Origin of the sequence: Sorangium sp. So ce362, assembly GCF_051519845.1 — a bacterium.
GTDB lineage: Bacteria > Myxococcota_A > Polyangia > Polyangiales > Polyangiaceae > Sorangium.
Map to the genome: position 1 here is coordinate 9,378,225 of NZ_CP150332.1, position 13,227 is coordinate 9,391,451.

The following is a 13,227-nucleotide window of genomic DNA, read 5'->3' on the forward strand; positions in this document are numbered from 1 at the left end:
CGGTCACGACCGCTGGAACGATCTGCCAGGATCGACGAGGCCATGGGCAAGGTGGAAGACGGCGCGATCCAGGGGGTCGCCGGCGCCGGAGAGTTCCTGCCCGCGGCGCGGTTCGGAGACGCCCAGATCCGCCTCGAGTTCCATCGCCTTTCGCGCCGCCCGGGCGGTCGCGGGCGGGGAGATCGGATAGCGGTGCGCACGACAACGAGGGAGCGGTCAGCATCACCACCTGTCCTCGATCGCCTCCACCCTCACCTCGCACGCGTCGTCCCCCCGGAGCGGCGACCTCGTCTCGTGCACCCGGAACCGCGTCCCGATCTTGAACAGCCCGCCGTACGTCTCCGCGTCGATCGGCCGCTCCGTCCCGAAATCCACGCGGTGCAGGAGCTGCATGATCGCGAGCGCCGTCCCCTGCTGGAACAGGAGCCGCGCCCTCGCCGTCGGCCCGTGCCTCATCGCGTAATACGCGCTCTCGTGCGTTATCGGCGCGCGCAGCACCAGCACCCGGCCCGGCTGGAACTCGGGCGCGGAGAGCGCACCCCACCCGAGCGCGCGGGCGAGCCCGAGCAGCTGCTCCAGACGCTCATGCTGGTCCCTGCCCACCGGGCCGCACACCGCCTCGAACGACGCGGAGGCGAGCATCCCGCCGAGCAGGTGGAACGCGCCCGTCTGCGCCGCCTCCCGCACCAGCGCCTCGAACACAGGGACCAGCTCCGGAGACCGACGCTCGATGAGGTGCACCGTGTCGAACGTCTTCTGCTCGAGGTACCCCACCGGCAAGACCGCCAGGTTCACGCCGTACGCCGGGATGAGCCCGCGCTCGTCGGACCGGAGCGCCCCGAGCTCCTCGAGCATCGCGAGCCCCGCGCGCTGCGCCCGCGCCTCCGGGCCGCTCTCGGGTTCCCAGCTCACCCGCGACGACTCGATGACCGCGCGCGTCAGCGCCTCGCCGAAGCGCGGCCGCTCGGACCGCCGCGTGAGCAGGAAGGCGCAGGCCACGTCGCCCCGCGCGACGCACGTCACCTCGTCGGCGTCGAGCCGACCCCAGTCGGACGGGAACGCGAGGCTCGCCGCCGCCGAACAGTAGCCGGAGGCAAACGCGTCCACGACCATCCGGTTCTGGATGCGACCGCCGTACTTCGCGAGGAAGCTCGTGCCGTGGAAGAGCGCCTCCGCCTGCACCATGCCGCCCTCCGCGCTCAGCTCGAACCGCAAACACCCCTGCCCCATCGCGGCGAACAGCTCGGCCGCGAGCTCGAGCTTCTCCCGCGGCGAGGCGCCGTGGCGCGCCGCGTACAGCGGGCCGAGCAGCGCGTGCGTCGCCTCGAACGCCGCCTGCCGGCGCACGCCGCGGCTCTCCCCGCCGAGCGCGTCGTAGATCGTCTGCTCCAGGAAGAGCGCGTAGTGGTGCGAGTGCACGATCACCAGCTGGTCCGCCACGTGGAGCAGGCCGTGGGGGGCGATCGGGCCGAGCAGATCGCCGAGCGGCCCCTCGATGCGGCCCCGCAGTCCGCGCCGGAGCGCCGTCACAGGAGCCTCCGCAGCGCGGCGCGCTCCAGGCCGAGGATGTCCGCCGCCGCCGTCTCGATGAGGACCATCGCCTCCGCGCCGAGCTCGTCCGGGTGCTCCAGCGCAAGCGGCGTCAGCCCGGCGCGCAGGGCGAGCCGGAGCCGCGCGACGTGCGGCTCCGGCGCGCGGGCCTCGAGCAGCGCGAGCAGCCGCTCGGTGCGCGCGGCCTCGGCCGACGGCGGATCCGGGGGCGGCGGCGTGCCGCCCGTCCGGCGCGACGGGATGCTCGACGAGCCCCGCGGCGGCGCGGAGCGCGCGACGCCCCGCACGAGATCGTCCACCGTGTCCGCGCTGAGCGCCTCCTCGAACAGCCCCGGCGGGTCGCTCAGCATCTCCTCGGGCGGCTCCTCGAGCGGCAGCTCGGGCGCGAGCTCCGCGGCGAGCCGGTGCGCCACGAGCCGCGCCATGCCGAGCGGCATCGTGCCGTCGAACAGGCTCGCGACCACGCACGCGCGGACGCGGCGCAGGAGGACGGTCCGGCCGCTCAGCTCCAGGGTGACCACCGGGTCCGGGAGCTCCTCCCCGCGGCCGTGCGAGCCCGGCGGCTTGCTCGACGACCGCGCGCCGCGGCCCCGGACGGGCCGGGCCGACGCCTCGCGCTCGGGGACGAGCCGCTGCGCGGCGAGCTGGCTCCCGAGGTACGCATCGCGGAGCCCCGCGGCGACGTCGCCCGGCGAGAGGGCCGCGCCCTCGCGGACGAACAGGGCGTGGACGCGCGCGTCGCTCAGGTGGAACACGACGATCGCCTCGAGGCCGTCGACGCCGTAGCCGATGCTGTCGAGCGCGATCGGAGCGAGCGGGTCGTCGTCGTCCAGCGCGCCCGCGACGGCCGTGACCCCACCGCCGAACGAGGACTCGGCGTGGTCCGCGCTCACCTGACGACCCTGACCGCGACGTCGAGCGCGTGCCGGCACGCGATGCGGACGGCGTGCGCCTCGCGCGGCATGAGGGGGACCGGGCGCATCAGGCCGACGATGTACCCGGCCGAGCGCACCTGGAACCCGATGAGCTGGAAGCACGGCTCGTCGCCGACGCACAGGTCGAACCGCTGCGACGGGGCGCCCGGCAGCGCCGCCACGAGCGAGCCGATCGCCGACGCGATGAGGCCCGAGGCGGCGAGCCGCGCCTCCGTGTCGCGGATCGCGCCGGCGAACGGGAGCCCGGCCGCGTCCGCGAGGAAGACGTCCGTGGCGCCGGTCACCTCGGCGATCCACTCGATCACCCGCTCGCAGCGCGCGACCGGCCCGCCCGCCGCGGCGAGGTCCGGGAAGCGCGGCTGCGCGCGCCCCGCCGCGAGCGCCTCGACGGCGAGGTCGAGGCGCTCCGCGAGCGGCTCGCGCGCCGACACGAACGAGGCCGACGAGGCGGGCGACGGCAGGTCGAGCGGCGCGCCGTGCCGCGCGTCGACGTCGTCCGCCGACGAGGGCAGCGCGCTGCGGAGCCCGAGCTCGCCGCCCGCGCCCGCGCTCGACATCGGCAAGAGGTCGCTCGACGGCGCGAGCTCCTCGAACGACGGCGAGAGCGGCGCCGCGGACATCGGCTCCGGCTCCGCCCGCGAGGGCGGCGGCGGCGACCCGAACGACACGAGCGGCGCGCCCGCGGGCGCGATCGACGGGGGCTGCCGCTTCCGCGGCTTCGACTGCTTGACGAGCGCCGCCGCGGTGAGGACGGCGCTGTCGATGTCAAAGGAGGAGCGAGATCGGGCCATCGTCATCGTCCGGCGAGGTGGGCTCCAGGCGAACCAGGACGTCGTTCGCGAGCTGATCGAAGACGCGCGCGAGCGGCGGAGGCCGCTTCTGCATGAGAAGGAGCGGCGCCCCGCGGAGAGACGCCTCGAGGAACGCCTCGTCGCGCGGGATGACGGTATCGAGGATGATCCCGTCGGGGAACCTGGTCCAGAGCGTCTCGGCGACGTCGAGCGACGCGGACGCCTGCCGATCGAACATCGACAGCACCATGCCGAGCAGCGACAGGCGCGGGTTCGTCTCGGCGCGCACGCGATCGATCACCGCGAGCAGCTGGCCGACCGAGCGGAGCGCCAGCGGCTCGGCCTGGAGCGGCAGGAGCGCGTGCGTCGCCACCTCGAGCGCGCGCGTCGTGACCTTGCCGAGCCCCGCGGGGCAGTCCACGACCACGAGGTCGAAGTCCGGCGCGAGCCGCGCGAGCACGCTCGGGAGCACCGGCGCGCGGGCGAGCGCGTCCTCGAAGCCGGCGACCGTCGTGGGATCGACCCGGCCGACCGTGAGCACCTGGAGCTGCGGATCGCGCGTCCGGAGCAGCACCGACTCGAGGCGCTCGGCGCCCGTGAGCAGCTCCGCGACGCCCGGCCGCGCGCGATCGGCGAGGCCCAGCGACAGCCCGAGGCTCCCCTGCGCGTCGAGCTCGAGGACCAGCGCGCGGTTGCCCGCGCGCGCAAGGGCGAGCCCCAGGTTGAGGGAAATCGTGGTCTTTCCCACGCCGCCCTTCTGGCTCGCGACCGCAATGACGTACATGGACTCCCCGACGGCGCGCAGTCCCGGCGCCCGGGGGGCATCCTAACAGGACGGATGCCGCCGGAAACTAGAGCAGCGAGATCCGCTTCATCAGCGTGCCGCACAGATCGCTCTGCGGGTTGCGCCCGCGCTCGAGCGCGAGGCCGGCGCGGAAGATCTTGTCGGCGCTATCGAGGTTGCCGAGCACCACGTGGCAGAGCCCGAGGAGCTCGTGATCGGCGGGATCCCCGTGGATCGAGACGAGCTCGGTCAGCGCGGGCACCGCGGCGCGGTGGGCGTCGGTCATCGCTTCGGTGGGCTTCGACGGGACGCCCTTGGCGAGGATCATGAGCCGCAGCACCTGCCGCTGGTCCTCGGCCCGGTGCTTGAGAAACTCCGGCTTCTGGAAGAGATCGCGGTATCCCCGGTAGGCCGCGTCGAGGTTACCCCCGCGGGCGAGGGTGACGATGGTCTTGACCGCCTGGACGAGCGCCTCATTGGCCATATCGAGACGATACACGGGCCGGCGCCCCGCGGGGAGCCCGCCGCTGCGCCGACGGAACGTCACGCGGCCGCCGCGCGCTTCCGTCGCCGTCGCTCGCACAGGCGCCGCGCCCGCTTTTGTCGGCGTCGTTCGCGCCGTGCCCGCTTCTGTCGCCGTCGCTCGCGGACGCTCCAGACCGCGAGGCGCAGGGGCGCGTCGCTTGCGGCACCGCTGTACGCCGTGGTAGTCGCCTGGGGCTCAGTTGCCCATGCGCGCTTCTGGACGAGAAACAGGCCCGCCGGCGCCTCGCGCAGGCGCGCCGCACGCGTCCGCCTCCAGGGTCGCGAGGGAGGCCGCTGTCCGCGCCCGCGAGGGCTCCGTCGCGCCGCGGGGGCGCATTCTGCTCGCGTGCTGCCTCTCGGCCAGCGCGCTCGTCACGCTCGCCGCGCCGGCGGCGCTCGCGCAGCCCGGGCCGCCGGCGGACGCGGTCGTGGCGCCGCAGATCCTCGAGCACGTGGACCCTGTGTACCCGCCCGAGCGGCTCGCCGAAGGCGTCGACACGACGGTCACGCTGCTCGTCACGGTCGAGAAGGACGGCACCGTCAGCGACGCTGTCGTGGCCGAGTCCGGCGGCGCGGGGTTCGACGAGGCGGCCATGAAGGCCGTGCGGCGGTGGCGCTTCTCGCCGGCCCTGCGCGGCGGCGCGCCGGCGCGGGCGCGGATCCGGGTGCCGTTCCACTTCGCGCCCGGCCCCCACGAGGAGCAGCCCGAGCCGCCGGCGAGGCCCGATCGGCCGGAGGCCTCCCCGCCGCCGGCGCCGCCGAAGCCGGTGGAGTTCGCCGGGGGCGTCGCGGGCCCGCACGCCGTGGCCGAGCCCGGCAAGCCGATCGAGATCCACGTGCAGGGCCGCCCGAACCCGCCGCGGCGCGCGTCGAGCGACTTCCGGATCGGCCGCGCGGCGCTCACCGCCGCGCCGCACGCGTCCGCCGCCGACCTGCTCCGCACGGCGCCCGGCGTCCACGTCGCGCACCCCGAGGGCGAGGCGGTCGCGCAGCGCATCTTCCTCCGCGGCTTCGACGCGGAGCACGGCCAGGACATCGAGCTCCGGGTCGGGCCGATCCCGCTGAACCAGCGCTCGCACGTGCACGGCCAGGGCTACGCGGACCTCAACGTGGTCATCCCGGAGGTCGTGCGGTCGCTCCGCGTCGTCGAGGGCGTCTACGATCCGCAGCAGGGCGACTTCGCTGTCGCGGGCAGCGCGTACTTCGACCTCGGCGTCGAGGAGCGCGGGCTCCTGCTCAAGGGCACGCTCGGCTCGTTCAACACGCGGCGGCTGCTCGCGATCTGGGCGCCGGAGGCGCAGTCGGAGGACACGTTCGGGGCCGCCGCGGTGCGCACGACGGACGGCTTCGGCGACGGCACGCGCGGGGCGATCTCGGGCGCGGCCGTGGGCCAGTACCGGATGTACCTGCCGGACGAGTTCTCGCTGCTGCTCCACGTGGCGGCCCACGGCAGCCGCGCGAACCTCGCGGGCGTGCTCCGGCGGGACGACATCGCGGCGGGGCGCGTCGGCTTCTACGACGCCTACCGCGACCCGTCGGCCCGCTCGCAGTCGGCCGCGTCGACCCGGCTCCAGCTCGGGCTCCTCGCGGAGCGGGCGGACGACGACGGCTCCCAGAAGAGCGCCTGGCTCTGGGCGATGACGTCCGGGTACCGGAGCCGGATGAACTTCACCGGCTACACGCAGCGCTCGCGCGTGCGGCCCGCGTGGGCCGGCCGCGGCGATCTCGTCGAGCAGTCGAACCAGGACGTCGCGCTCGGCGGGGGCCTCGCCTACCGCACGCCGCGGGTCCCGCTCGCCTCGTGGCTCACCGGCCAGGTCGCCGTCGGGGCCGAGGTGCAGACCGACGGCATCGATCAGGCGCAGAACCTCCTCCAGCCGCCGCAGAACGAGACGTGGGACCGGCGCGTCGACGCGTCGATCCAGCTGACCGGGATCGGCGTCCACGGCGACGCGCTGCTCGAGCTGTCGCGCTGGGCGCGCCTGCGCGGCGGCGCCCGCGCCGACGTGCTCGTCTTCGACGTGGACGACCGCCTCGGCAACTTCATCCCGGCGTTCCAGAAGGAGACGCACATCGAGGGGTTCCGGCGCACGGCGGCGGGCGTCGCGTTCGGCCCGCGGGCCACGCTGGAGGTCGACCCGCTGCCCGAGCTGCGCCTCTCCGCAGCGTACGGCCACGGCTACCGCTCCCCGCAGGCGCGGCAGCTGGAGGAGGGCGAGAACGCGCCGTTCGCGACCGTGAAGAGCTACGAGGTCGGCGCGACGCTGCGCCCCGGCGGCGGCCTCAGCGCGACCGCGGCCGCCTACGAGACGCGCCTCTCCTACGACCTCGCGTTCGACGCGGCGGAGGGCGGCCTCGCGCGCATCGGCCCGACGACCCGCCGCGGGCTCGTCGTCTACCTGCAGGCGGCGCCGAGCCCGATGCTGACCGCGGGCGTGAGCGCGACGCTCGCCCACGCCACGCTGGACGCGCCGCCCCCGCCGACGCCCGAGAACCCGACGCCGCCGTACGTCGAGGGGCAGCAGCTGCCGTTCGTGCCGCCCGTGGTGGTGCGGGCCGACCTCTCGGTGAAGCGGCCGCTCGTCACGATCGCCGGCCGGCCGATCGTGGGGCGGCTCGGCTACGGCGCGACGTTCCTCTCGGCGCGGCCGCTGCCGTACGCGCAGACCGCGGCGCCGCTCCTCGTGATGGACGCGTCGCTCTCGCTCCGCCGGAGCCTCCGCGCGGGCGGCGATGCCGCGCAGGAGGGCCCGTGGATCGAGGTCGGCGTGGAGGCGCAGAACCTCCTCGACGCCCAGCATGCGGACACCGAGTACTCGTTCGTCTCGAGCTGGCAGACCACCCCGCTGCCGTCGGCGCTGCCGGCCCGGCACATCAGCGCGGGGCCGCCGCGCACGATCCTCGGGAACGTGACGCTCTCGCTATGAACGCTCGCAACGCTCACAACGCTCGCCCGGCCGCCCGCTGCTTGCTCGCCCTCGCGCTCTCCGCGGCGCCGGCGCTCGGCTGCGCTGGCACCGGCCAGCCGGAGGTCTCGTACCTCGCGTACGCCGAGGCCGCGCCGCCCGGAGAGATCGCCGCCGGCGCCTGGACGGTCGTGCTCGACGAGGCGTCGGTCGCCTTCGGGCCGGTCCAGCTCTGCGCGGCGGAGTCCGGCTCGGCGACGCTTTGCGGCACCGCGATCGCCGAGCTGCTCTCCATCGTGCGCGTCGACCTGCTCGATCCGGGGGCACAGCGGCTCGGCCGGGTCCGCGGCTTCGAGGGGGAGATCCGGAGCGCGTCGTTCGACTACGGGATCCACTGGTTCCTGACCGAGTCGGCGCCGGTGCGGTCGCCCGAGGCGCCCGGCGGGCACTCGGCGCACCTGCGCGGGCGCGCGACGCGGGGGGCGGTGGCGCTCGACTTCGTGGCCGACGTCGACGCGCTGCCGCAGTTCCAGGGGCAGCGCGCGGTCCCGAGCGTCGCGGCCGCGGCGACCGTCGGCGCCGAGCCGGTGCACCTCGCGGTCCGCTTCGACGTGGGGGCGTGGGTCGCGCGGGTCGACTTCGATGCGCTGGCCGAGGAGGCCGGGAGCGAGGGCGCAGGCGGCGAGGGCGGGACGACCAGCGCGGTGATCGCGCCGGGGTCGCGCGCGCACAACGCGCTGCGGATCGCGATGACGGCGCAGGAGCCGCCGGAGCTCGTCTGGTCGGGGTCGCCGTGAGGGGGCCGCCGCGGCGCCGCGGCAGGCCGAGGGCCGGGCGCCCAGCCCCGGCGATGGGGTCGCCACGCAGGACGCGCTGCGCCAGCGCCACCTCGACGACGATCACTGCGACGCGTCCGCGCGGTGCGGTCAGCTCGGCGCGCCCGTGCGCGCTCGTTCGGACTTCCAACGAGTGAGGAGCAGGATCATGCAGAGCATCGGACAGTCAAGGATCGCGGTCGCGGCGTGCGCGCTCGCGCTGGTCGCGGGTTGTGGTGGTGACGACGACGGCGCGGGGTCCGGGACCGGCACCGTGCAGATCTTCGTGGAGCCGGAGGACACGATCCCCGAGGGCCTCGAGCCGGGCACGGGGGAGGAGAACATCGCGGACGGCTGGAGGGTCACCTACGATCGATTCCTCGTGACCATCGGCAACGTGCGCGCGGCGCGCTCGGACGCGCCGCAGGCGACGCTGAGCGATCCGTCGGTGTTCGTCCTCGACCTCAAGAACGCTCCGGCCACGAGGTATGTGATCGCGGAGTTCGAGGGCGCGAGCGCGGCGCGCTGGGATCGCTTCGGCTTCGATCTCCCGAACGCGCGGGAGGGGGTGAAGACGCTCTCGCCCACCACCGAGGACGACGTGGCCCTCATGGTCGATAACGGCTACTCGGTGTTCTTCGAGGGCTCCATCGAGAAGGAGGGGGGCGAATCGTGCCCGCCGGACGGGGAGTGCGTCCCCGCGGAGGAGGTGCGCTTCAGCTGGGGTCTCTCGGCCGGCACGTCGTTCGAGGACTGCGCGACCGAGGACGAGCTGCCCGGGTTCAGCGTGCCGACGGGCGGGACGATCGCTGTGAAGCCGACCATCCACGGCGATCACTGGTTCTTCAACAACATCACCGCGGGCGTGGAGCTCACGAAGCGCTACGCGCAGTACATCGCCGACTGCGATCTCGACGGCGACGGCGAGACGACGATCGAGGAGCTCAAGCAGGTGAAGGTCGCCGACGTCTTCGGCCAGGAGTACAACCTCGCCGGCGCGATCGGGGAGCTCGAGACGGCGTACGACTACGTGGTCGCGCAGGCGCGCACGCTCGGCGACTTCCAGGGCGACGGCGAGTGCCCGAAGCGCACGGTGCTGCCGTGATCGGGTGAAGGCGGCGGGCCGCGCCGGTCGTGACGGCCGGCGCGGTCCTGCCTGCGTCAACGCCTCTCGTCCAGGTTCGGCCCACGTCCGGAAGGCGCAAGACGGCACCACACACGACGCGCGCTGCGCTCCAATCGTCGTAGTACGCGCGGGCATCATTTATCGGCGGCGCTATCGACAATGAACGCAATTCTCCTTGACCTCGTGCAGGAAGAGGGAATGCGCTGGCGTGGAGGTCATGATGAAAACCTGGTTGAGCCTGTACGCGGCGCGGCGCGGTTCGGTTGCCGCGCTGTGCGTGAGCGCGGTCCTCGGCTGTGAGCGCGCGCCACGGTCGAGCCCTGCCCACGCCGCCCCGGCGCAGCTGCCATCGCCGCCGGCGCCGGCCGGGCGATCGCCGGCGCGCGCTCCGTCCGGCGACCAGACCCCAGGGAGCGCCGCAGCTTCGGCGCAGCCGCCGGCCGCGGCGACGAGCCCGGCGGACGGCGCAGGGCGATCCGAGGCCGGCGCGAGCGCGGCAGCCGCCTGCGGTCGCTGCGACGGCGGCCTCGAGTGCATGGTCGTGGGCGATGTGGCTCGCTGCGTGGAGCCGCTCGACTTCGAGGCCCTGCACGATCGCGAACGCTGGCAGGGGCGCTGGGTGGGTATCCGCGCCCGCTACTTGCCCCTGCAAAGGAGCTGCACGAAAATGGACTGCCCATCTGACGGATGCTGCAACAAATGCACGGCCGGATTCCTGGCCTTCAGCTCGAGCAGCGGGAGTGTCACACCGCTCCGCAACGGCGCCCGGCTGTCGTGTGCCGCCAGCATGGACTGCGAGCACAAGTGCGGCATGAGCCCCGGCCACTACGATGTGATCGGCAAGCTCTCGTCGGCCAGCCAGGACGGCAAGCACGACGGGCACTGGATGCTCGAGGTCCTCGCGATTCAGGCTGCGGGCACGTAGCCGCCCGACACGTGCCGAGACGTGCGGCGACGGCATCTGGAGCGGGCCCGGGGAGGGCTCGGGACTGCGGGGGCCCGACTGCCGTCCCTGCGAATCGCCGGCGTGCACGCTCGGCGACCTCCGCCTAGCGCGCGTCGTGCTCGCGCCAGAACGCGAACGCCTCGTCCAGGTAGATCTCCTTCGCCCCGTGGCCGAACGGGTGCTCGGCGACGCGCACGGGCCAGCCCGCGCCGCGCAGGACGCCGGCGAGGGCGCGGGCCGATCTTCCCACCGAGTCGTGGGCGCCGAAGCCGATGTAGAACGGCCTGGGCGCCAGCGTCGCGAGCTCGGGCGTCGCCTGGCCTCCGCCGCCGGACATCGCGCCGAAGCCGTCGGCGTCGATGCCGCCGCGCAGCGCGAGCGCCGCGGCGAAGAACGCGCCCGACGACGAGCCGGCGACGTACACCCGCGAGAACGAGACGCCCGCGATCTCCTCCAGCTTGCGCCGCTTCTCCGCGAACGCCGCCACGAACGCGGCGGCGTGCTTCTCGTACGCCGGCCCGCCCGTCGGCCAGCCCCACCAGCTCGCGTACCCCTTCGGCGCGAGGCCGACCTTGCCGCGCGGCATCAGGGCGGCGACGCCCGCTCGTCGGGACGCGCGCGACACGACCGTCTCGAAGTTGGTCTTCTGCTGGCTCTCCTTCCCCGGCGGGACGATCCCGTGCAGGTAGATGAGCAGCGTGCGCGTCGGCGCGTCGGGCAGCACGTAGCAGGCCTCCTCGTCGAGCGCGTCGACGCCGTCGATGCACCAGTCCGACTCGACCCGCGGCGGGCGCGCGCGCGGCCAAGGCGCCTGCTCGGGCTGCGCGCTCGTGGCCGGGGCGGCAGCCGGGATCGGCGGCGGCGCCGGGCCGGGCTCCGCAGGCGCGAGCGCGCCCCCGTCACGCACGAGCGCGCGCCCGCGCCTCGGAGCGTCTGCCGCGCTGTTGCACGCGCACGGGACGACGAGGGCAACGATCGCGGTGAGCTGCCCCGCGATCCGCCGCGCGGCCGATCCAGCGGACGGCCCCCTGGCGCGAAGGCCAGGGCCGCCCAGCGCGCCGCTCGCCGAAGGCCAGCCCATCACCCCGCCCGCGCGTCGCTCACCGCGATCAGCGCCCCGAGCGCCGCCGCGCACACCGTCTCGGTGCGCAGCGTCAGCGCGCCGAGGCGCACGCGCTCGAACCCGAGCGCCGCGCACACGCCGAGCTCCTCCGGCGTGAACCCGCCCTCCGGACCGACAGCGAACGCCGCCTCCATGCCCGGCACGAGCGCGGCGAGCCGCGCGCCGAGCGGCGTCTCCGCGTAGGGATCCAGGCACATCCCCAGCGCGCCCCCCTCCCCCGCCCGCGCCTCCGCGAGCGCCGCCGCGAGGCTCATCGGCGCGTCCACCCGCGGCGCGTCCCCGCGCCCGCACTGGCGCGCCGCCTCGACCGCGATCCGGCGCCAGCGCTGGCTCCTGTCCTCGCCCGGCCGCGCCACGCTGCGCGCCGAGATCGCCGGGATGATCCGCGTCGCCCCGAGCTCGGTCGCGTCGCGCACCACCGCATCCATCTTGTCGCCCTTGCCGACCGCCTGGATCCACGTCACCCGCCGGCCAGGCCGCACCGCGGCCGGGCGGGGCGCGTCGATGCGCGCCTCCGCGCTCCGCCGGCCGATCGACTCGAGCGTGGCGTCCGCCTCGACCCCGAGCTCCGGATCGAACACGACGAACCGATCCCCCTCGCGGAGGCGGTGCACCCGCACGACGTAGCTCGCAGCCTCCGGCGGCAGCGCGATCACGCCCGCCGCGATCGACCCGAGCGGCACCCGCAGGATCCCCGGGCCGCTCATCCCGACGCGGACGCCGCGCCGTCCGGCGCGCGGAACAGGAGCGCCACCCAGCCCTCGCCGCCCGCGTCGCCCCGCGTCGCCCCACGATCGCCGCGCGGCGACGCGGGATCCGGCCGGGTCGCGACGTGCGCGAGCGGGCGCGGCAGCGAGGTGTACCGCGCCACGAGATCGTCCCGCTCGCCCTCGAGGATGCCCGACAGGATCAGCCAGCCGCCCGGCGCGAGCACGCGCGCGAGCTCGGGCCCGAGCGGCCGGAGCACCCGCGCCTCGATGTTCGCGACCACCCACGGGAACTGCCGCGTCACCTGCTCGACGACGCCGGCGCCCGCCGCGATGCGGCCCTCGAGGCCGTTGCGCGCCGCGTTCTCGAGGACCACCTCGATCACGTCGTCGTCGTTGTCGATCGCGACCGCCCGCTCCGCCCCGAGCAGCAGCGCGGCCAGCGCGAGGATGCCGCTGCCCGTGCCCACGTCGAGGATCTCGCGGCCGCGGAGCTCGGCCGCGTGCTCGTCGAGCAGCTCCGCGACGAGCGCGGTCGTCGCGTGGAGGCCCGTGCCAAACGCCCTCCCCGGCTCGAGCAGGAGCACCCGCTCGCCCTCGCGCGGCGCCCCGCGCTCGATCCACGGCGGCACGACCGTGATCGTGGGCGTCAGCGCGAACGGCGCGAAGTGCTCCTTCCACGCGTCGCGCCAGGCGTCGCCCACCACCTCCTCGAGCCGCGCGGCGAGCGGCGGCGAGAGCTCCCCGAGCGCCGCGATCGCCGCCTCCGCCTCGCCGTGATCCTCGAAGCTCGCGACGAGCGTCACCTGGCCCGAGCGCGCGCCGCGCACGAGCGTCTGCTCGTCGCGTTGCTCGACGCCGGTGGCGCCCAGCTCGAAGAGCGCGGCGCCGATCTCGTCGGCCTCGGGCTCGGGGACATCGACTGCAACGAACGGGTATCGAGGCTCCACCTGGCTTGCTCCGTGACGTGCCGCCGGCCTGAAGAGCGGCGGCGGCGCGGCCGGGAGCCTAACGAAAT

The 13,227-nt window shown here is 75.0% G+C and carries 13 protein-coding genes; 4 read left to right on the forward strand and 9 right to left on the reverse strand.

Going from position 1 to position 13,227, the window contains the following annotated elements; all coding sequences use genetic code 11:
- Positions 1-3: 3 nt before the first annotated feature.
- The 6 genes from WMF17_RS36145 to WMF17_RS36170 all read right to left on the reverse strand — a co-directional run bounded on the left by WMF17_RS36145 (position 4) and on the right by WMF17_RS36170 (position 4,545).
- Positions 4-144: a hypothetical protein gene (locus WMF17_RS36145; protein ID WP_437597918.1), complete on the reverse strand. Its 141-nt coding sequence runs from the start codon at positions 142-144 to the stop codon at positions 4-6.
- Between the two features lie 78 nt (positions 145-222).
- On the reverse strand, positions 223-1,530 hold the full coding sequence (locus WMF17_RS36150) for a hypothetical protein (RefSeq protein WP_437645588.1): 1,308 nt from the start codon (positions 1,528-1,530) through the stop codon (positions 223-225).
- Complete coding sequence (locus WMF17_RS36155; protein WP_437597920.1) at positions 1,527-2,444, reverse strand: hypothetical protein; 918 nt, start codon at positions 2,442-2,444, stop codon at positions 1,527-1,529. The genes WMF17_RS36150 and WMF17_RS36155 overlap by 4 nt, the downstream gene beginning before the upstream one ends.
- The gene (locus WMF17_RS36160; protein WP_437645590.1) at positions 2,441-3,277 is read right to left on the reverse strand and encodes a hypothetical protein; all 837 of its coding nucleotides are present in this window, start codon (positions 3,275-3,277) and stop codon (positions 2,441-2,443) included. Before WMF17_RS36160 ends, WMF17_RS36155 begins: the two co-directional genes overlap by 4 nt.
- Positions 3,252-4,061: a ParA family protein gene (locus WMF17_RS36165; RefSeq protein ID WP_437597922.1), complete on the reverse strand. Its 810-nt coding sequence runs from the start codon at positions 4,059-4,061 to the stop codon at positions 3,252-3,254. The genes WMF17_RS36160 and WMF17_RS36165 overlap by 26 nt, the downstream gene beginning before the upstream one ends.
- A 67-nt stretch (positions 4,062-4,128) precedes the next feature.
- The gene (locus WMF17_RS36170; protein ID WP_437597923.1) at positions 4,129-4,545 is read right to left on the reverse strand and encodes a hypothetical protein; all 417 of its coding nucleotides are present in this window, start codon (positions 4,543-4,545) and stop codon (positions 4,129-4,131) included.
- 247 nt (positions 4,546-4,792) lie between these two features.
- On the opposite strand from WMF17_RS36170, the gene WMF17_RS36175 reads away from it, so the two are divergent.
- From WMF17_RS36175 to WMF17_RS36190, 4 genes are all read left to right on the forward strand, one after another.
- A complete protein-coding gene (locus WMF17_RS36175; RefSeq protein WP_437645592.1) occupies positions 4,793-7,513 on the forward strand; it encodes a TonB family protein in 2,721 nt (906 codons plus the stop codon).
- Positions 7,510-8,289 (forward strand): hypothetical protein, encoded by a 780-nt coding sequence (locus WMF17_RS36180; RefSeq protein WP_437645594.1) that lies wholly within the window; start codon positions 7,510-7,512, stop codon positions 8,287-8,289. The genes WMF17_RS36175 and WMF17_RS36180 overlap by 4 nt, the downstream gene beginning before the upstream one ends.
- Positions 8,290-8,476: 187 nt before the next feature.
- Positions 8,477-9,412 carry a hypothetical protein gene (locus WMF17_RS36185; RefSeq protein WP_437645596.1) on the forward strand — a complete coding sequence of 312 codons (936 nt, stop codon included), beginning with the start codon at positions 8,477-8,479 and terminating at the stop codon, positions 9,410-9,412.
- Between the two features lie 238 nt (positions 9,413-9,650).
- Entirely contained in the window at positions 9,651-10,358 is a 708-nt protein-coding gene (locus tag WMF17_RS36190) for a hypothetical protein (RefSeq protein WP_437645598.1), read from the forward strand.
- 124 nt (positions 10,359-10,482) lie between these two features.
- Here WMF17_RS36190 and WMF17_RS36195 read toward each other — a convergent pair whose 3' ends face one another.
- From WMF17_RS36195 to WMF17_RS36205, 3 genes are read right to left on the reverse strand one after another with little or no spacing between them, the layout of a single operon-like run.
- Positions 10,483-11,460 (reverse strand): hypothetical protein, encoded by a 978-nt coding sequence (locus WMF17_RS36195; RefSeq protein ID WP_437645599.1) that lies wholly within the window; start codon positions 11,458-11,460, stop codon positions 10,483-10,485.
- Positions 11,460-12,209, reverse strand: a complete 750-nt coding sequence (locus WMF17_RS36200) for an RsmE family RNA methyltransferase (protein ID WP_437597929.1) — start codon at positions 12,207-12,209, stop codon at positions 11,460-11,462. Before WMF17_RS36200 ends, WMF17_RS36195 begins: the two co-directional genes overlap by 1 nt.
- On the reverse strand, positions 12,206-13,159 hold the full coding sequence (locus tag WMF17_RS36205) for a 50S ribosomal protein L11 methyltransferase (RefSeq protein ID WP_437645601.1): 954 nt from the start codon (positions 13,157-13,159) through the stop codon (positions 12,206-12,208). The genes WMF17_RS36200 and WMF17_RS36205 overlap by 4 nt, the downstream gene beginning before the upstream one ends.
- Between the last annotated feature and the right edge of the window lie 68 nt (positions 13,160-13,227).

Bases quoted from the DNA above. Each gene is read 5' to 3' on its own strand.
- WMF17_RS36145 (WP_437597918.1), bottom strand. From the start codon at position 144: ATGGAACTCGAGGCGGATCTGGGCGTCTCCGAACCGCGCCGCGGGCAG.
- WMF17_RS36160 (WP_437645590.1), bottom strand. From the start codon at position 3,277: ATGGCCCGATCTCGCTCCTCCTTTGACATCGACAGCGCCGTCCTCACC.
- WMF17_RS36165 (WP_437597922.1), bottom strand. From the start codon at position 4,061: ATGTACGTCATTGCGGTCGCGAGCCAGAAGGGCGGCGTGGGAAAGACC.
- WMF17_RS36170 (WP_437597923.1), bottom strand. From the start codon at position 4,545: ATGGCCAATGAGGCGCTCGTCCAGGCGGTCAAGACCATCGTCACCCTC.
- WMF17_RS36175 (WP_437645592.1), top strand. From the start codon at position 4,793: ATGCGCGCTTCTGGACGAGAAACAGGCCCGCCGGCGCCTCGCGCAGGC.
- WMF17_RS36180 (WP_437645594.1), top strand. From the start codon at position 7,510: ATGAACGCTCGCAACGCTCACAACGCTCGCCCGGCCGCCCGCTGCTTG.
- WMF17_RS36185 (WP_437645596.1), top strand. From the start codon at position 8,477: ATGCAGAGCATCGGACAGTCAAGGATCGCGGTCGCGGCGTGCGCGCTC.
- WMF17_RS36190 (WP_437645598.1), top strand. From the start codon at position 9,651: ATGATGAAAACCTGGTTGAGCCTGTACGCGGCGCGGCGCGGTTCGGTT.
- WMF17_RS36195 (WP_437645599.1), bottom strand. From the start codon at position 11,460: ATGGGCTGGCCTTCGGCGAGCGGCGCGCTGGGCGGCCCTGGCCTTCGC.
- WMF17_RS36200 (WP_437597929.1), bottom strand. From the start codon at position 12,209: ATGAGCGGCCCGGGGATCCTGCGGGTGCCGCTCGGGTCGATCGCGGCG.